The sequence below is a fragment of the Cupriavidus sp. 09_S30 genome, from assembly GCF_056930435.1.
On sequence record NZ_JBXOWI010000001.1, the window covers coordinates 1,673,281 to 1,690,833 of the forward strand.

Annotated in this window: 17 protein-coding genes and 3 tRNA genes; 14 read left to right on the forward strand and 6 right to left on the reverse strand. The window is 65.4% G+C overall.

The genetic code is table 11. The annotated features are described in order from the left end of the window. Positions 1-197: 197 nt before the first annotated feature. Positions 198-389 (reverse strand): hypothetical protein, encoded by a 192-nt coding sequence (locus AC1Z3O_RS08095; RefSeq protein ID WP_483515008.1) that lies wholly within the window; start codon positions 387-389, stop codon positions 198-200. A 150-nt stretch (positions 390-539) separates the two neighbouring features. Continuing rightward, positions 540-692: a hypothetical protein gene (locus AC1Z3O_RS08100; RefSeq protein WP_483515010.1), complete on the reverse strand. Its 153-nt coding sequence runs from the start codon at positions 690-692 to the stop codon at positions 540-542. A 284-nt stretch (positions 693-976) separates the two neighbouring features. Between AC1Z3O_RS08100 and AC1Z3O_RS08105 the strand changes: the two genes are divergently transcribed. Beyond that, the gene (locus tag AC1Z3O_RS08105; RefSeq protein WP_483515011.1) at positions 977-1,432 is read left to right on the forward strand and encodes a hypothetical protein; all 456 of its coding nucleotides are present in this window, start codon (positions 977-979) and stop codon (positions 1,430-1,432) included. A 140-nt stretch (positions 1,433-1,572) separates the two neighbouring features. Here the strand turns inward: AC1Z3O_RS08105 and AC1Z3O_RS08110 are convergent, their stop codons facing one another. Beyond that, positions 1,573-2,100: a metal-dependent hydrolase gene (locus AC1Z3O_RS08110; RefSeq protein WP_483515012.1), complete on the reverse strand. Its 528-nt coding sequence runs from the start codon at positions 2,098-2,100 to the stop codon at positions 1,573-1,575. Positions 2,101-2,482: 382 nt separating this feature from the next. Here AC1Z3O_RS08110 and AC1Z3O_RS08115 point away from each other — a divergent pair, with 382 nt between their 5' ends. Both AC1Z3O_RS08115 and AC1Z3O_RS08120 read left to right on the forward strand, forming a co-directional pair. Next, on the forward strand, positions 2,483-2,755 hold the full coding sequence (locus AC1Z3O_RS08115; protein WP_483515013.1) for a hypothetical protein: 273 nt from the start codon (positions 2,483-2,485) through the stop codon (positions 2,753-2,755). A 241-nt stretch (positions 2,756-2,996) separates the two neighbouring features. After that, a complete protein-coding gene (locus AC1Z3O_RS08120; RefSeq protein ID WP_483515014.1) occupies positions 2,997-3,275 on the forward strand; it encodes a hypothetical protein in 279 nt (92 codons plus the stop codon). A 95-nt stretch (positions 3,276-3,370) separates the two neighbouring features. Here AC1Z3O_RS08120 and AC1Z3O_RS08125 read toward each other — a convergent pair whose 3' ends face one another. Together AC1Z3O_RS08125 and AC1Z3O_RS08130 are read right to left on the reverse strand one after the other, a co-directional pair. Continuing rightward, entirely contained in the window at positions 3,371-3,631 is a 261-nt protein-coding gene (locus tag AC1Z3O_RS08125) for a hypothetical protein (RefSeq protein ID WP_483515016.1), read from the reverse strand. A gap of 2 nt (positions 3,632-3,633) precedes the next feature. Next, entirely contained in the window at positions 3,634-3,897 is a 264-nt protein-coding gene (locus AC1Z3O_RS08130; RefSeq protein ID WP_483515017.1) for a hypothetical protein, read from the reverse strand. A 205-nt stretch (positions 3,898-4,102) separates the two neighbouring features. Here AC1Z3O_RS08130 and AC1Z3O_RS08135 point away from each other — a divergent pair, with 205 nt between their 5' ends. Next, positions 4,103-4,462 (forward strand): VanZ family protein, encoded by a 360-nt coding sequence (locus AC1Z3O_RS08135; RefSeq protein ID WP_483515019.1) that lies wholly within the window; start codon positions 4,103-4,105, stop codon positions 4,460-4,462. A gap of 77 nt (positions 4,463-4,539) precedes the next feature. Here the strand turns inward: AC1Z3O_RS08135 and AC1Z3O_RS08140 are convergent, their stop codons facing one another. Beyond that, positions 4,540-5,397, reverse strand: a complete 858-nt coding sequence (locus AC1Z3O_RS08140) for a 23S rRNA (adenine(2030)-N(6))-methyltransferase RlmJ (protein ID WP_483515020.1) — start codon at positions 5,395-5,397, stop codon at positions 4,540-4,542. A gap of 123 nt (positions 5,398-5,520) precedes the next feature. Here AC1Z3O_RS08140 and mnmC point away from each other — a divergent pair, with 123 nt between their 5' ends. The 10 genes from mnmC (at position 5,521) to AC1Z3O_RS08190 (ending at position 17,507) form a co-directional block, all read left to right on the forward strand. Beyond that, positions 5,521-7,518: a bifunctional tRNA (5-methylaminomethyl-2-thiouridine)(34)-methyltransferase MnmC2/FAD-dependent 5-carboxymethylaminomethyl-2-thiouridine(34) oxidoreductase MnmC1 gene (gene mnmC / locus AC1Z3O_RS08145; protein ID WP_483515022.1), complete on the forward strand. Its 1,998-nt coding sequence runs from the start codon at positions 5,521-5,523 to the stop codon at positions 7,516-7,518. A gap of 206 nt (positions 7,519-7,724) precedes the next feature. Beyond that, the gene (gene tig / locus AC1Z3O_RS08150) at positions 7,725-9,077 is read left to right on the forward strand and encodes a trigger factor (protein ID WP_483515024.1); all 1,353 of its coding nucleotides are present in this window, start codon (positions 7,725-7,727) and stop codon (positions 9,075-9,077) included. Between the two features lie 104 nt (positions 9,078-9,181). Then, entirely contained in the window at positions 9,182-9,832 is a 651-nt protein-coding gene (clpP, locus tag AC1Z3O_RS08155; protein WP_483515026.1) for an ATP-dependent Clp endopeptidase proteolytic subunit ClpP, read from the forward strand. A 228-nt stretch (positions 9,833-10,060) separates the two neighbouring features. Beyond that, positions 10,061-11,338, forward strand: a complete 1,278-nt coding sequence (clpX, locus tag AC1Z3O_RS08160) for an ATP-dependent Clp protease ATP-binding subunit ClpX (RefSeq protein ID WP_483515027.1) — start codon at positions 10,061-10,063, stop codon at positions 11,336-11,338. Positions 11,339-11,599: 261 nt separating this feature from the next. After that, positions 11,600-14,011 carry an endopeptidase La gene (lon, locus tag AC1Z3O_RS08165; protein ID WP_483515028.1) on the forward strand — a complete coding sequence of 804 codons (2,412 nt, stop codon included), beginning with the start codon at positions 11,600-11,602 and terminating at the stop codon, positions 14,009-14,011. 212 nt (positions 14,012-14,223) lie between these two features. Beyond that, a tRNA-Val gene (locus tag AC1Z3O_RS08170) sits at positions 14,224-14,299 on the forward strand. Between the two features lie 29 nt (positions 14,300-14,328). Further along, positions 14,329-14,404 (forward strand) — tRNA-Ala (locus AC1Z3O_RS08175). A gap of 128 nt (positions 14,405-14,532) precedes the next feature. Then, positions 14,533-14,609, forward strand: a tRNA-Asp gene (locus AC1Z3O_RS08180). 422 nt (positions 14,610-15,031) lie between these two features. After that, positions 15,032-15,355 (forward strand): quaternary ammonium compound efflux SMR transporter SugE, encoded by a 324-nt coding sequence (gene sugE, locus AC1Z3O_RS08185; protein ID WP_483515030.1) that lies wholly within the window; start codon positions 15,032-15,034, stop codon positions 15,353-15,355. A gap of 199 nt (positions 15,356-15,554) precedes the next feature. Further along, positions 15,555-17,507 (forward strand): SurA N-terminal domain-containing protein, encoded by a 1,953-nt coding sequence (locus AC1Z3O_RS08190; protein ID WP_483515032.1) that lies wholly within the window; start codon positions 15,555-15,557, stop codon positions 17,505-17,507. Positions 17,508-17,553 lie beyond the last annotated feature (46 nt).

Consider the following 17,553-nt stretch of genomic DNA (forward strand, 5'->3'; position numbering starts at 1 on the left):
CGAACCGGGCTGGCCTGTACGCGCGTGTGGGGTAGGCCGGGCGGTTTGTGTGGACAGCCTGTGGCCCGTGGCCGCGAGATGGTGGCGCTCTGCGATGGCCCGCAGACGCGGGCCGGCTGCATTTCTGGCTTGGCCTTCGTAGCGAGGCGATGGCGCGATCGCAGAGGATGGCGCACACACTGAAAAGGGGTTTCGTCCTAGGCGAAATCGCCGAAATGGTCCGGATCGTCCGGCATGGTCCAGGACTCACGCGGCGCCTTGCTCGGCACCGCTGGCGGCGCAGCTTCCTTCGGCGGCAGGGGATTCAATTGGGTTGCCAGTTCAGAGGCCGGCACATCGACTGCCGCAACATCACCGTCTTCTGACCAGTATTTGAGGATGACTGCCATGCATACCTCCGCAAAATAACTTCGGGTATCCCGCTTGCGCACGGGGCCAGCAACCACCTTAGGCTGGCCCTGGCGGATACCCCAGTCGTCTGTTGCGAAGGCCGCTGCCAGCCGCTACCGATTCCTCGCGGCACGCTGCGGCGGACTGGCTCAGCCGCGGCGGATTTCGCGGCGGGCCAGCACGACGCCGATCGCCATGCCGGCGACGACGAATCCTTGCTCGAACTGCGGGAATTGGTGGATCAGCAGGCCGGAAAGCACAATACAGACAAGCAGAATGAGGGCGGCTTTGAGATAGCGCATGGTTTTCCTGAAGAAGTGTTGCGCTATCGTACCGCAGCCCCGCCAGGCCGAAACATGACCGCTGGTCCCGACGCGGGATGCCCGGGCAAAGTTCGCGCGAGCAGCGCATATTGTGCGAGAAAAGAATCGCCGGATTTTAAGGGTTAGACCCCTACTTCTTAAGTGGGGTGTTGGCGCACCGCGGGAGGTCGTGGCCAGGCGGAAATGAAATCCAATCCGGCCGCTTTTTCTCGGTTCGGATATTTCTGATCTCTGTATGCTTCCCTTTTTCCCGGGGAGCAGATATGTCGCAATATACCGAATGGGTTGAGTCGTATCGAGAAGCCGTAGCGCAGGCACGCGAGGGGCGCCGTACCAACGGAAGGGATCTCCAGGCTGCCGCGGCCAGGCTCGTGGCTAGCCTGCGCGAATTGACGGGCGAGCCCAACGACGATGGCGCGCTGCTCGGCTTGACTGCCTCCGACAACCCTGGTGGCGATGCCGTCAACCCCGCGTCCCTCAACGACTTCCAGGGAGGTGACACGCTGCGTTTCGGCATCGGGCTGTCGGCGGTTCACAATCGGACATTGCTGGCCCGGCACGGCATCGTCGTCGCATTGACGGTGCTGCCTAACCCGCAAGTCTTCAGGATGCGGGTCGGGGACGGCGTTCACCAGGCCGATCTGCAAGGCGACTGCCGGGCCCCGGGCTCTGCGGCACGGGTTCTCTGGGAAAAGCTGACCGCCGAATTCGCCGGGTAATCCGCGGGTTTTGAGCCGCCATCAGCTTCGTCACGGTGCGCCGTGCCGACAACGGGGGCCGGCGACTGATGCAAAAGCGGCTTGCAACCCGGCGGGCCGCTCGGCCGGAGCAGCGGGCTCGATGCCCCGATCGCGGCGGCTCAGGATTGCCAGTGGCCCGCGCGCATGTAGTGGACCAGCCAGCGGCCGTGAATGCCATCGAACCAGACGTGGTCGGCCACAGCCGCGGCGGCCAGCCAGGATGCGCCCACGATCAGGATGTCACAGCGCCCGCTGTTCCAGAGATTCAGTGAATGCCTGCCGTAGATCCAGGGCACGCCCCGGGGATTGGGCCAATCGGCCAGCAGGTGCATCAGCCCGCCGCAGGCGAAGCCGAAGGCGAGGGCAGTGACGGGGTGGACGCCAAGATAGCGGTAGGCGGCGCAGAGCGCGCCGATCCAGCCGATGCCCCAGTGGGTCAGGGTACGGTGTGTGATCCATAGCCGGCGCGAGCGCGACCACCACGCAACCTCGAGCCAGTCAGGGGCGGTGCTGCCCGCAAGCGCCGCCGCAAAGGCCAGGCCGGCCCAGAGGCCGTGCGGACCGGTGGTGCCGGCGTGGGCGACCAGCGCAGCGGCAATGAGGCCGGCGGCCCATCCCGTGGCATGGTGCGCTTTGGTGGAGGCCATGGGTGTTGCGCCGCGTAGTTGGTCCGAGGGGGCGCTATGGTGGCAGATCGTCCGGCAAAAGGGAAGGCGCGGCTCTGCTGCCGTTCTATTCCATCCAGTTCAGCCGAGGCTGTTGTTCCCGCGCTGGCGGAACCATGTCCGCTGGGCGAGCGCCAGTCTGCAACCCAGCATCTTTTCCGCCTTGGTTCCAGTGCGCCCCCTGAGTCCCCGCCGGCGCGGAGACGAAGGCCAACGAGCTTCCACGCATTTTTTCAACGTTCTACCGAACGGCGCCAGGGTATCCGCCCAATTTGACGATTCCTTACAGTATCGCGCAGGGCTAGCCGATATGCTCATTCCATACCCCAAATGGGTGTCAAGACAAAGAGGGATGGGGACGCGCATGGATGAGCCTTTGCAGTGGATTTCGGAGATCTACCGGGGAACGCGTATCGACGCCTTGGCGTTCGAAGTGGTTGATGCCGGCATCGAAGGCGCGCAACAGGCGGCAAAGTGGGGCTATGTCGTCGCCATCCGGGCCGTCGAGGGCGGCGAGGCGGAGATGGAGTACGGGCCGCCCAGCGGCCGTAGCGCTTACCGCTCGCGGGAGGAAGCCGTGCACGCAGCGCAGGCCTTCGCGAGGGCGGCGATCGACGTCATCCGGGATCTGGGCTGAGCGCCGCGGTACGCATCCGGCCGGGCCGCGGGGCGTCAGGCGCCGGGCGCGCTAAGGCCGGCCATCATCGGCGAGACTTGCGGGCGGCTCGCCGCGGCCACGTCCAGCCCGGGCTTCCATGCTAGGATTTTTCCGCTTGTCCAAACGGCCGAGGCGGGCATGCCCGATGGCCGGTGGACCTCCAATGCGCGCCCGCGCACTGTGGGTGTGCCCGAATCGCCGGCTTCCCTCGGAGATTGCCATGATCCGGAAGCAGCACCAGGAATTAGCGCTCTCGGATGATGAGCGAGAGGACTTTGCCTCTGCCTGCGCCCGGCACGGTTTCGTGCCGGAGGACTTCGAAATCCGCAGCGAGCAGCTGGAGTCGGGCGGCTCTCCCGGGCCTGGCAGGAAGATCACGGTGGCGCGGGTGGCCGGGGGCGACCTGCGCACCTACGCCGCCGGCAACGGCGTGGCATGGGCTGCAGCGTTCGAGCGCGATCTGGTGCAGGACGTCTTCGGCTATCCGCTGGCGGACTGACCCGGCTGCCGGGTGGACCGGCTCGATGCGGCAACGCCTGAGGGCGCACCGCCGGCCGAACGCCGTATGGCGCTCTCAGACGCTCTAGGAGGCTCTCAAAGGATCGGGAAGCGGGCGGCCAGTGGGCCCGTGATGGCCGGGCGGGCGACGGGATAGCGGTGGCGTTCACTGCCGGCCTCGAAGGACAGGTAGTCGGGCGTCCAGGGCAGGTGCCGCAGGTCTCCCGCGCGCAGGCCGCTGACGAGGATCATGCCGCCTGCCACACTGACGGTTTCGCAGGGCAGGTGAAGGGCCTCGGCACCGCCGCCAATACAGCTGGATTCAAGAGAGATTGCCTCGACGGCGAAGTGCATCATGCTCAGCTCCGTGATGTATCCGCCGGGCCGATGCGCATCCCGTCCCGGCTGTTGAAATCGATCCGCGGCCGGTAGCCGTATTCGCGCAGGCGGCGCAGGTCGGCCCGGACGGCGCCGCCAAGGCTGGCCGCCTGGCTCAGCGCAGCATTGCCCATCTCGAAACTGCCGCAGACCGGGCAGGTATAGACGAAGCCGTTCGGAGCGCGTTTGCGCGTGCGTTCGGCGGCGGACTTGCAGAGCGGGCAGTTGGCGGGTTCGGGTCGCATGGCTTTCCTGGGTCGGGGGTCCTGCGGCGGTGGATGTGTACTGTATGGATATACAGTATATCCGGACACTGGCCGTCCGTGAAGCCGGATCGCTTCATGCTGCGATAGATGGCCGGCGCGAGGGCCGCCATCGCGCGTGTCGTTCTGAGGTGGCGTTGCCGCTACAATCGGCGGCGATCCGTTCCTCAGGAAAAGACGAATCCCGATGATCTCCGCCCTGCGCGCGCCTCGGACGTGGCGCTATCTCTTCTGGCCCGCGGTGCTGGCTGTACTGGTGTTGTCCCTGGTCCCGCCCGAGCCCTATGTGCCTACCACGGGCTGGGACAAGGCCAATCACATGCTGGCGTTCACGGTGCTGATGGTGGCAGGCTGGCGCGCCTATCCGCGCCGGCCCTGGCTGGTATGGCTGGGCCTGTTCGCCTTCGGCGGCCTGATCGAGATCCTGCAGTCTTTCACGCCCTATCGGTCGGCAGATGGGTGGGATCTGCTGGCCGATGCAAGCGGGCTGCTCGCGGGTTGCCTGCTGCACTGGCCCGTTGCGCGCGTGCTGCGGCTCGGCCGCTGAGCCGGTCAATGTGAGCCGGCCGCATGTGAGCTGGCCAGCAGGGCATGGCCAGCGTGCACGGTACGGCGCGCCAGGCGTCAGGCTTCGTGCGATTCCAGCACGTAGCCGGCGCCGTCGTCCTGCGCGAGCATGCTGCTCAACGACGGCATGGCCTCGCGCAGGGTTGCCTCGAGCCGCCAGGGCGGGTTGACGATGAACATGCCGCTGCCGTGCAGCCCCAGGCCGCCTTCCACGGGGCGCTTTACCGTCAGTGACACGTGCAGCCAGCTCTTGAGCGGTAGCTGTTTCAGCTGGACGGGCAATTGCAGCGATTCGCGCCGCTGCACCTGCGGATACCAGATCGCATAGACACCGGTGGCGAAGCGCTCCAGCCCGTCCTTCAGGGTCTGGAGGGTGCGGGCGTAGTCCTGCTTGTCCTCGTAGGACGGGTCGATCAGTACCAGTGCGCGCCGCGGCGGCGGGGGCAGGATGGCCTTGATGCCGCCGAAGCCGTCGCCGTCATAGAGCATCACGCGGCGCCCGGCGCCGCGGAAGTTGTCACGCAGTACCTGGATCTCGGTGCTGTGCAGTTCGAACAGGCGCAGCCGGTCCGCCTCGCGCACCATCTGCCATGCCAGCCAGGGCGAGCCGGGATAATGCCGCAGCTTGCCGTCGGGGTTCAGGAGGCGGACCTGCGCCAGATAGTCCTCGAGCAGTGCGGGCAGCGCTGTGCCGTCGGCCGCTGCCTGCCAGACGCGGGAAATGCCGGTTTCGTACTCGGCCTTCTTCTGGGCATAGGCGTGCTCCAGCGCGTAGAGGCCGGCGCCCGCGTGGGTGTCGATGTACCAGAAGGCCTTGTCTTTCTGGGTCAGGTGCTCGAGCAATTGCACCACGGTGGCGTGCTTGAGGACGTCGGCATGGTTGCCGGCGTGGAATGCGTGTCGGTAGCTGAGCATGGAGCGGGGCGCCTGCGCTGCTGGCGCGATGGAATGCTGGGGAAGGGCGCTATGCTACCATCCGGCCGCTTTCCGCCTATCCTTGCGTGGCCGGCATCTGCCGTCCGCCCGTCCCGCCGCTCCATGTCCCGAGCACTCGAACCCGCCGAACCCATTCTCTCGCCCGAAGGCACACCCTATTCGCCACGCTATGGCGACGTCTACCACAGCAGCCAGGGAGGGCTGGCCCAGGCGCGCCACGTCTTTCTCGGCGGGAACCGCGTGCCCCAGGCCTGGCAGGGGCGCGAGCAGTTCGTGATCGTCGAGACCGGATTCGGGCAGGGGCTGAACTTCCTCGCCACCTGGCAGGCCTGGCGCGACGATCCCGCGCGCTGCGAGCGCCTGCACTTCGTGTCGATCGAGAAGCATCCATTTGCGCGCGCGGGCCTGGCCGAACTGCACGCCGGCCTGGACGACGCGCTGCTGCCCCTGGCGCAGCAGTTGCAGGCGAGCTGGCCGCTGGCGCTGCCGGGCCTGCACCGCCTGGCCTTCGAGGGCGGCGCCGTGGTGCTGACGCTGGCGCTGGGCGATGTCGAGACACTGCTGCCCAAGCTTGCGCTGGGGGCCGATGCTTTCTACCTGGACGGTTTCTCACCGGCACGCAATGCCGACATGTGGGCGCCGGAGGTGATGAAGGGATTGGCGCGGCTGGCACGCCCGGGCGCCACGCTGGCCACCTACACCGCGGCCGGCTTCGTGCGGCGCGGGTTGCAGGCCGCGGGCTTCGAGGTGGACAAGGCGCCGGGCTTCGCCGGCAAGCGCGATATGACGGTGGCCAGCATGCGCACCGCATGGCGCAACCGGCGCCGCCCGCCCACCATGCCGGGCCATTGGCCGGAGCGCCATGCCATCGTGATCGGCGCCGGGCTGGCCGGCTGCGCTGTCAGCGAGCGGCTGGCGGCGCGCGGCTGGCGCATCACGCTGTTCGACACGCACGCCGGACCTGCACAGCAGACCTCCGCGCATCGTGCCGCAGCCATGCATGCGCATATCTCGGCCGACGACAGCTTGTTGTCGCGGCTGTCGCGCGCGGGCAACCTGTACGCGCTGCGCGCCTGGCGGGCGTTGGCGGAGGCGGGGTACCCGGTCGGCTGGCACGGCTGCGGCGTATTGCAGACGGGCGCCGATGACAAGGAGTCGGCCATGCTGCGCGGCGCGCTCGATGCGCTCGGCTTTCCCGAGGACTATGTGCGCTGGATGCTGCCGGACGAAGCGGCCTCAGCGCATGGCGCGGCCGTCGCGCGGGGCGGCTTGTGGTTTGCGCAAGGTGGATGGGTGGCGCCCCCCGATATCTGCCGTGCCCAACTCGCACGTGCCGGCGACGCCGTGCGCGCCCGCTTCGCTTGCCGCGTCGCTTCGCTCGCGCACGATGGCAGGGCCTGGCGTGCGCTGGACGCAGCCGGGGAGGTGCTGGCCGAGGCGCCGGTGCTGGTGCTGGCCAATGCGCATGAGGCGCAGCGGCTGCTGCCACAGACCTTGATGCCGCTGCGCCGTGTGCGTGGGCAGCTCACCACCTTGCCGGCGCAGGCCTTGGCCACGCTGGGCGGCTGGCCGGATTGCGTGGTCACCGGCGCGGGCTACCTGCTGCCGCGCGCCGAGGACGGGTGCACCCGCGTCGGCTCCAGCTACGAGGAGGACATCGGCCCTCTCGTCGAGCGGCCCGAAACCCATGCGGCGAACCTGGCGAAGCTGGCGGCCATGCTGCCCGGCATGGCGGGGGCGGTGCAGTCGCTCGATGCGGCCGGCTTGCAAGGCTATGTCGGCGTGCGCACCGTCTCGCACAACCGTCTGCCGCTGATCGGCCAGGTGGCCGACGAGGCGGCCGCCGCGCAGCAGTCAGAGGCGCTGCGCGGTGCCCATCTGCGCGACCTGCCGCGCAGGCCGGGCCTCTACGCGGCACTGGCCTATGCCTCGCGCGGGCTGACCTGGGCGGCGCTCGGTGCCGAGCTGCTGGCAAGCCAGATCGAGGGCGAGCCGCTGCCGCTGGAAAGCGATCTCGTGGACGCGCTGGACCCTGCACGCCTGCTGTTGCGGGCACTGCGTCACGGGCAGCTTGGGGGTGCTATGCCCCTATCAGGGTAAAAACTGCCGGAAGCGAATCAAAACCGTGCGATAATCTCCGTTTTCCGTTTGCGCGGAGAGTTTGCAGTTCGCGAGTGCTTGCCGGTGCCAGATGTTTTTGCGTGCCGGCGCGCCGTGGCTGACGCTTTTTGCCGGTGCGCCGCACGGACTGGCGCGCAAGCGGATGTGCTTACGAACAAACTCATTTCTGGATTGGATTGACGACCATGTCGAATGTCATTGAAAACCTCGGCAAACTGGACCGCAAGGTGACCCTGGCCATTCCCAAGGCCGAAGTCGAGAAGGAAAAGCAGGACCGGCTCGTTCGCCTGTCGAAGACGGTGAAGATGTCCGGCTTCCGCCCGGGCAAGGTGCCGATGAAGATGGTCGAGAAGCAGTACGGCCAACAGGTCGAGTTCGAAGTCCGCTTCGACAAGGCCGCCCGCAAGTTCTTCGACATCACCAAGGAACAGGACGTCAAGGTCGCTGGCCAGCCGAAGTTCGAGGTCAAGACCGAGGGCGTGTCTGACGACGAAGTCGCGTTCGACGCGACCTTCGAGGTGTACCCGGAAGTCAAGCTGGGCGACCTGGCTGGCGCCGAGGTTACCCGCACGAGCACCGACGTGACCGACGGCGAGATCGACAAGACCGTCGACATCCTGCGCAAGCAGCGCGTGCACTACCACGTGCGCGGCGAAGCCGGCGAGCACGGTGACGGCGGCAGCGTGGAAGCCAAGAACGGCGACCGCGTGACTGTCGATTTCGTCGGCAAGATCGAGGGCGAGGAATTCGCCGGCGGCAAGGCCGAGGACTTCGTCTTCGTGCTGGGCGAAGGCCGCATGCTGCCCGAATTCGAGCAGGCTGCGCTGGGCCTGAAGCTTGGCGAGAGCAAGGCTTTCCCGCTGGCCTTCCCGGCCGACTACCACGGCAAGGAAGTTGCCGGCAAGACCGCCGAGTTCACCATCTCGATGAAGAAGATCGAGTGGGCCCACCTGCCGGAAGTGGACGAAGCCTTCGCCAAGTCGCTGGGCATCGCCGACGGCAGCCTGGACAAGATGCGCTCGGACATCCGCGAGAACCTCGAGCGTGAAGTCAAGCGCCGCACCCACTCGATGCTGAAGGACCAGGTCATGGAAGCCCTGATCAAGGTCAGCGAGCTGGACGTGCCCAAGGCCCTGATCGAGCAGGACCAGGAGCGCCTGGTCGAGATGGCCCGCCGTGACCTGGAGCAGCGTGGCATGCCGAACGCCAAGGCCATGCCGATCCCGGCCGAGATGTTCGCGCAGCAAGCCGAGCGTCGCGTCAAGCTGGGCCTGATCCTGGCGGAAATCGTCAAGGCCAACAGCCTGGAAGCCAAGCCCGAGCAGATCAAGGCGGAAATCGAAGACTTCGCCAAGAGCTACGAGGATCCGAAGGAAGTGATGCGCTGGTACTACGGTGACCAGCAGCGCCTGGCCGAAATGGAAGCCTACGTGCTCGAAAACAACGTGGTAAATTTTGTGTGCGACAAGGCCAAGATCACCGACAAGAAGGTGACCTTCGAAGAGCTGACGGCCGAAGGCGGCCAGCAGCAGGCCTGAGTCCGGCGCAAGCCAGCCGGGTGGCGCCCCGCGGGGCGCTGTCCGGCCGGCGTCATCGGTCAGTGCTGACCGACTGACTATCACCGAATACCAGGAGAACTTGCATGACCCGCAATGATTTGCTTGATCGTCTCGCCACCACGCAGGCCTCCGCCCTGGAAACCCAGGGCCTCGGGCTGGTGCCGATGGTGGTCGAGCAGTCCGGCCGCGGCGAGCGCGCCTACGACATCTACTCGCGCCTGCTGAAGGAGCGCCTGGTGTTCATGGTCGGCGAAGTCAACGACCAGACCGCGAACCTCGTGGTGGCGCAGCTGCTGTTCCTGGAGAGCGAGAACCCGGACAAGGACATCTCGCTGTACATCAACTCGCCGGGCGGGTCGGTGTCGGCGGGCCTGGCCATCTACGACACCATGCAGTTCATCAAGCCCGATGTGGCCACGCTCTGCATGGGCATGGCGGCCAGCATGGGCGCCTTCCTGCTGGCGTCGGGTGCCAAGGGCAAGCGTTCGGCGCTGCCCAACTCGCGCATCATGATCCACCAGCCGCTGGGCGGCGCGCGCGGTCAGGCCTCGGATATCGAGATCCAGGCGCGCGAGATCCTGTACCTGCGTGAACGCCTGAACAGCATCTTGTCGGAAGTGACCGGCCAGCCGATCGAGAAGATTGCGCGCGATACGGATCGCGACAACTTCATGAGCGGCGAGCAGGCGATGGACTACGGTCTGATCGACAAGGTCATTACCCGCCGCGGCTGACCAGGCAGGCCCTGGCGGCTGCCGCGTGACGGCGGCGCCAGGCCGGCTGATCCCGAAATGGCGAAGGCTACACCGGAACGAGGCCTTGTGCCTCGTTTTTTGTGTTCGCCCCACAAGGTTGGGGTTCCAACGGCTGCGCCAAATTTTTTGGCGTATGATGCGTTTGAAGCGTATTCCCCGCGGCGGTCCGCTGCCGCGGCACGCACACTGCTAATGTGACTGATTCCTATGGCGGATAAAAAAGGTTCATCCAGCGAGAAGCTTCTCTATTGCTCGTTCTGCGGCAAGAGCCAGCACGAGGTGAAGAAGCTGATCGCGGGCCCGTCGGTGTTCATTTGCGACGAATGCATCGACCTGTGCAACGAGATCATCCGTGACGAGGCGACGGCATCCGAAAAGGAGGCCGCGGCCGCCACGCGTTCCGATCTGCCCACGCCCCACGAGATCCGCGAAAGCCTGGACCAGTACGTGATCGGGCAGGAACAGGCCAAGAAGATCCTGGCAGTGGCGGTGTACAACCACTACAAGCGTCTGAAGCACCTGGGCAAGAAGGACGACGTCGAACTCTCCAAGAGCAATATCCTGCTGATCGGGCCTACCGGCTCCGGCAAGACCTTGCTGGCGCAGACGCTGGCCCGCCTGCTCAACGTGCCGTTCGTGATTGCCGATGCAACCACGCTGACGGAAGCCGGCTATGTCGGCGAGGATGTCGAGAACATCATCCAGAAGCTGCTGCAGAACTGCAATTACGAAGTCGAGAAGGCGCAGCGCGGCATCGTCTACATCGATGAGATCGACAAGATCTCGCGCAAGTCCGACAACCCGTCGATTACGCGCGACGTCTCCGGCGAGGGTGTGCAGCAGGCGCTGCTGAAGCTGGTCGAGGGCACGATGGCCTCGGTGCCGCCGCAGGGCGGCCGCAAGCATCCGAACCAGGACTTCCTGCAGGTGGACACGACCAACATCCTGTTCATCTGCGGCGGCGCCTTCGATGGCCTGGAGAAGGTCATCATGCAGCGCTCGGACAAGACGGGCATCGGTTTCGGCGCCCAGGTGCAGAGCAAGGAAGAGCGCGAAGCCTCCGAGGTGCTGCCGCAGACCGAGCCTGAGGACCTGATCAAGTTCGGCCTGATCCCCGAGCTGATCGGCCGCCTGCCGGTCGTGGCCACGCTGGCCAAGCTGGACGAGACCGCGCTGGTGCAGATCCTGGTCGAGCCCAAGAACGCGCTGGTCAAGCAGTACCAGAAGCTGCTGGCGATGGAAGGCGTCGAGCTGGAGATCCGTCCCGGCGCGCTGACCGCCATCGCACGCAAGGCCATCCGCCGCAAGACCGGCGCGCGCGGCCTGCGCTCCATCCTGGAGCAGTCGCTGATGGACGTGATGTACGATCTGCCCAACTACAAGGGCGTGCAGAAGGTGGTGATCGATGAGAACACCATCACCGGCGATGCGCCGCCGCTGCTGATGTACGAGGAGCAGCAACCCAAGGTGGCGGGCTCCAATTGATGATGCGATGGCCGGCACGTTGCGAGAGTCCGGCCGGCCAGCGCCCAAGAGGCCGCTCGCGAGAAGCGAGCGGCTTTTTTTCTTTATTTCACCCGACAAGGGGGAGGAAACGCAGGTATGCTGTTTCAAAAGGGGGGCTAGCAAGTGCGTGGAGAAGCATTTGCGTGCAGTATCGGAAACGATACGGAATCGATTGCCCAGCATCTTGTAATCGATTCATGCGGCCCAATTTACGCCTTAAATGACTGACTGGGGATAATGATGTCCGGAACACAACTCCTCCCGGCTGAGCCGATTCGCCTGCCACTGTTGCCGCTGCGCGACGTGGTGGTGTTTCCGCACATGGTGATCCCGCTGTTCGTGGGACGCCCGAAGTCCATCAAGGCGCTTGAGACTGCGATGGAGTCGGGCAAGAGCATTATGCTCGTGGCCCAGAAGACGGCGGCGAAGGACGAGCCGACCGCGGACGACCTGTACGAGGTCGGCTGCATCGCCAACATCCTGCAGATGCTGAAGCTGCCCGACGGTACCGTGAAGGTGCTGGTCGAAGGCACGCAGCGCGCAAACATCCGCGAGGTGAGCGAGGACGAATCGCACTTCATGTGCGAAGCCGTGCCCGTGCCGCCCGCGCCGGTCGAAAGCGCCGAGACCGAGGCCCTGCGCCGCGCGATCGTGTCGCAGTTCGACCAGTACGTGAAGCTGAACAAGAAGATCCCGCCCGAGATCCTGACCTCGCTGTCGGGCATCGACGAGCCGGGCCGCCTGGCCGACACCATCGCCGCGCACCTGCCGATCAAGCTCGAGCAGAAGCAGAAGATCCTGGAGATGGTCAACGTGACCGAGCGCCTGGAGAGCCTGCTGTCGCAGCTCGAGGGCGAGATCGACATCCTGCAGGTGGAAAAGCGCATCCGTGGCCGCGTCAAGCGCCAGATGGAGAAGAGCCAGCGCGAGTACTACCTGAACGAGCAGGTCAAGGCTATCCAGAAGGAACTGGGCGAGGGCGAAGAAGGCGCCGACCTGGAAGAGCTCGACAAGCGCATCAAGGCTGCGCGCATGCCGAAGGAAGCCAAGAAGAAGGCCGACGCCGAATTCAAGAAGCTCAAGCTGATGTCGCCGATGTCGGCCGAGGCCACCGTCGTACGCAACTACATCGACACGCTGGTCAACCTGCCGTGGCGCAAGAAGAGCAAGGTCAACAACGACCTCGCCAACGCCGAGCGCGTGCTCGACGAAGACCACTATGGCCTGGAGAAGGTCAAGGAACGCATTCTCGAGTACCTCGCGGTGCAACAGCGCGTGGACAAGGTGAAGGCGCCGATCCTGTGCCTGGTCGGGCCTCCCGGCGTGGGCAAGACCTCGCTCGGCCAGTCGGTGGCGCGCGCCACGAACCGCAAGTTCGTGCGCATGGCGCTGGGTGGCGTGCGCGATGAGGCCGAGATCCGCGGCCACCGCCGTACCTATATCGGTTCGATGCCGGGCAAGATCCTGCAGAGCCTGTCCAAGGTCGGCGTGCGCAATCCGCTCTTCCTGCTCGACGAGATCGACAAGATGGGCATGGATTTCCGCGGCGATCCGTCGTCGGCGCTGCTCGAGGTGCTGGACCCAGAACAGAACCACACCTTCCAGGACCACTACGTGGAGGTCGATTTCGACCTGTCCGACGTGATGTTCGTGGCGACCTCGAACTCGCTGAACATCCCGCCGCCGCTGCTGGACCGGATGGAAGTGATTCGCCTGTCGGGCTACACCGAGGACGAGAAGGTCAACATCGCCCAGCGCTACCTGCTGCCCAAGCAGATCAAGAACAATGGCCTGAAGGTGGGCGAGATCGAGGTCGCGGAAGACGCTATCCGCGACATCATCCGCTACTTCACGCGTGAAGCCGGCGTGCGTTCGCTGGAGCGCGAGATCTCCAAGATCGCGCGCAAGGTGGTCAAGCTGCTGCTGCTGAAGAAGGAGTCGGGCACGGTCAAGGTCGAATCGGCCAACCTCGACAAGTTCCTGGGCGTGCGCAAGTACGACTTCGGCCTGGCCGGCAAGGAGAACCAGGTGGGCCAGGTGACCGGCCTGGCGTGGACCGAGGTGGGCGGCGACCTGCTGACCATCGAGGCGGCGATCATGCCTGGCAAGGGCAACATCACCCGCACCGGCTCGCTGGGCGACGTGATGAAGGAGTCGGTCGAGGCGGCCCGTTCGGTGGTGCGTTCGCGCGCACGCCGCCTGGGCATCGCGGATGAGATGTTCGAGAAGCGCGACATCCACATCCACGTGCCCGAAGGCGCCACGCCCAAGGACGGCCCGTCGGCGGGCGGTGCCATGACCACGGCCCTGGTGTCGGTGCTGACCGGCATCCCGGTGCGCGCGGATGTCGCCATGACCGGCGAGATCACGCTGCGCGGCGAGGTGCTGCCGATCGGCGGCCTGAAGGAAAAGCTGCTGGCAGCGCACCGCGGCGGTATCAAGCTGGTGCTGATTCCGGAAGAGAACGTCAAGGACCTGGCGGACATTCCGGACAACGTCAAGAACAGCATCGAGATCGTGCCGGTCCGCTGGATCGACAAGGTGCTGGAACTGGCGCTGGAGCGCAAGCCCGAGCCGCTGCCGGAAGAGGTGGCCAAGCCGGCCGAGGTGGCCGACAAGGCCGCCGCCAAGGTGGAGATGATCCATCATTGAGCCGGCGCCGGTGCATTGCGCATCGGCATTGTGCACAGGCATGAAAACGCCGCGGGCCAGCCCGCGGCGTTTTTTTTCGATGCTGCAACAATTCGGGCTTGGCAAAGCGCAAAGGTCTGTATTACACTTGCGGCCTCGCAACGCAAACAGCGGTAACTGCTCCGATATGTGCGCGGCGAAGCCAGCAGATCCACTGCTTGCAACGAACGATTGGGTGCTTAGCTCAGCTGGTAGAGCGGCGCCCTTACAAGGCGTAGGTCGGGGGTTCGAACCCCTCAGCACCCACCAGTCCTTCGTTGCGCAAAAGGATTACATTTGGGGGTATAGCTCAGCTGGGAGAGCGCTTGCATGGCATGCAAGAGGTCAGCGGTTCGATCCCGCTTATCTCCACCAAGTTTTTCCAAGGGTTGGCACCGCCGTCCTGAGTCACAGCCGCATCGCGGTAAGTGCGCGGCGAGGTCCCCGAAGGTCGTCAAGTTTTGCAGCGCTTGATCCGCAAGGATAAAATGTTGCACCGACAAGGAGCGGTAGTTCAGTCGGTTAGAATACCGGCCTGTCACGCCGGGGGTCGCGGGTTCGAGTCCCGTCCGCTCCGCCAAACAAACGAAAATGCCCGCCTTGTGCGGGCATTTTCGTTTGTGGTCTTTTTGTTGCGCCCGCTAGCGGGCGCGTAGCTGCGGAGCGGAGGAAGCCGCCTGCGCGGCTTCCGGCGGGACTCGAAGGGATGCGCGTGCACGCGCATCCGCGGCCTGCAGGATGTAGGCGAGTCCCGTCCGCTCCGCCAGATGTAAGGAAAACCCCTGAAGATGCCTGTCTTCAGGGGTTTTTTCTTTTGGGACTTCGGCTGCTGCCTCTGTCCCTTCGAAGTCGGGCCGGCGGCGCATCTGCGGTAAAATCGCTGTGCTGCAAGGACGACCTTGCAGCGGAGGCGGCAGCACCGCCATCCTTCCTTCGTGCGTGGACGACCTCGCGATCCGCCCGCGCACCCCGAGCCGGGCGACCTGCCAATGGAGTGGTCTAGTGGCTTGGTTCTACCTCTTCTTCGCCGGCCTGACGGAAGTCGGCTGGGCCGTCGGCCTCAAATATACCGAGGGCTTTTCGCGCCCCATTCCCAGTGCTCTCACCGCCTTGTCCATGATCCTCAGCCTCGTGCTGCTCGGCATGGCATTGCGCACACTGCCGCTGGGCAGCGCTTATGCGATCTGGACCGGCATCGGCACCGTCGGCACGGTGATCTTCGGCATCCTGGTGTTCGGGGAGTCGGCCAGCGTGGCCAAGCTGGCTTGCGTGGCGCTGATCGTGACCGGCATCGTTGGCCTCAAGATTGCCACATCCGCTTCCTGAGCGTTGCCGAGGCGCCCGGCATCGCCGGGCAGTACGCTCGCGAACGTGCAACGACATCCGTGCGGGGCCATTCGCGCGGGGCGCCGGAAGCACGCCGGTGGCCCTTGAATGACTTGCGGCCTGACACTCCTGATAGAATCCCAGAGTTTGTCTCTCTTGTCTCTCGAGCCAACCCTATTCCCGATATCCCCGATTGAGCATGCTTGATTTCGTACGCAACAACCGGCGCCTGATGCTTTTGCTGCTGCTGGTGCTTGTCTTCCCGTCGTTTGTCTTCTTCGGCGTGGAGAGCTATTCGCGCTTCATGGACAGCTCGCACGATGCCGCCAAGGTGGGCGGCCGCACCATCAGCGTGCAGGAGCTGGACAACGCCGTGCGCGAGCAGAGCGAGCGCATGCGGGAGGCCCTTGGCGCCAACTACGATGCGCGCATGTTCGAAGGGCCGCAGGCACGCAAGCAGGTGCTCGACCAACTGATCCTGCAGCGCGTGGTGGCTGAAGAGGTGGCGCGCGAAAACCTGACCGTCTCCAACGCGCGCCTGGTCGAGGCGATCAGCAGCATTCCCGCCATCGCGCAGCTTCCCAAGAAGGCCGACGGCTCCATGGACGACAAGGCCTATCTGCAGCTGCTGGCCATGCAGGGCATGACGCCGGACCAGTTCGATGCGCGCATGCGATTCGACCTGGCCACCCAGCAGCTCAGCGGGGCAGTGGGTGCCACGGCCTTCGTGCCGAAGTCGCTGCTCGAGCATCTGCTGGCCATCCGTGACCAGCAGCGTGAGGTGCAGGCACTGGTGCTCAAGCCGACCGACTTCACGGCCAAGGTCAACGCCGATGCCGCGGCGCTGAAGACCTACTACGAGGCGCATCAGAGCGCCTACTCGCTCCCCGAGCGTGCCAAGGTCGAGTACCTCGTGCTGTCGGCCGATGCCATGGCCGCTGCGCAGCAGGTGTCCGCGGACGAGCTGAAGTCGTATTACGAAAGCAATATCGCACGCTTCCGCACGGATGAGCAGCGCCGCGCCAGCCACATCCTGATCGCCGCACCCAAGGACGCGCCCGCCGCGCAGCGCCAGGCAGCCAAGGAGAAGGCCGACAAGCTGCTGGAAGCGCTGCGCAAGCATCCGGAGACCTTCGCCGACGTGGCGCGCAAGGAATCTCAGGATCCGGGTTCCGCGGCCAATGGCGGCGACCTCGGCTTCGTTGGCCACGGCACCATGGTCAAGCCTTTCGAAGACGCCATGTACGCGCTCAAGGACGGCGAGATCAGCAATGTGGTGGAAACCGACTACGGTTACCACATCATCAAGCTGACCGGCATCAAGCCCGCGGTGACCAAGCCGCTGGAAGCCGTCAAGCCGGAACTGGAGGCCGAACTGCGCAAGCAGCTGGCGGCGAAGAAGTATGCCGAGGTGGCCGATGCGTTCGGCAACCTGGTCTATGAACAGTCCGACAGCCTCAAGCCGGCCGCCGACAAGTTCCAGCTCACCGTCCAGACCGCTGACAACGTGACGCGCCAGCCGAACCCGGCGCTGGGTGCGGACAATCCGCTGAACAACGAGAAGCTGCTCAAGGCGCTGTTCAGCCAGGACTCGATCAAGAGCAAGCGCAATACCGAGGCGGTGCAGATCGGGCCGAACACGCTGGTGTCGGCGCGCATCGTCGACTACCAGCCGGTCACGGTGCGCAAGTTCGATGACGTGCAGGCCAAGGTGCGTGAGGACTATATCGCCCAGCAGGCCGCCGAATTGGCGCGCAAGGCCGGCGAGGCCCGCCTGGCCGAAGTGCGCAAGAGCGGCAGCGCCGACGGCTTCAGCCCGGTCAGCACGGTCTCGCGCAGCAAGTCCGACGGGATCCCGCCCAAGGCCCTGGAGGCCGTGATGCGTGCCGATGCCTCGAAGCTGCCCGCCTTCACCGGCGTGGACCTGGGAGAGCAAGGCTATGCGATCTTCCGCATCACCAAGGTTAGCGAGCCGGCCAAGCCGGATCCGGCGCAACTGCAGGCTGCCTCGCAGCAGCTCGCACAGGTGATCGGGCAGGCGGATCTGGGTGCCTACTACGAAGCGCTGAAGGCGCGCTCGAAGGTCAAGGTCCTGCATCCTGCCGGCACGCGCGATACCGACGGCGGCGACAGCGGCAACAGCGGCAACTGATGACACACCGCGCCGGCCCGGCCGGCGCGCTGCCTGACAAGAAAAA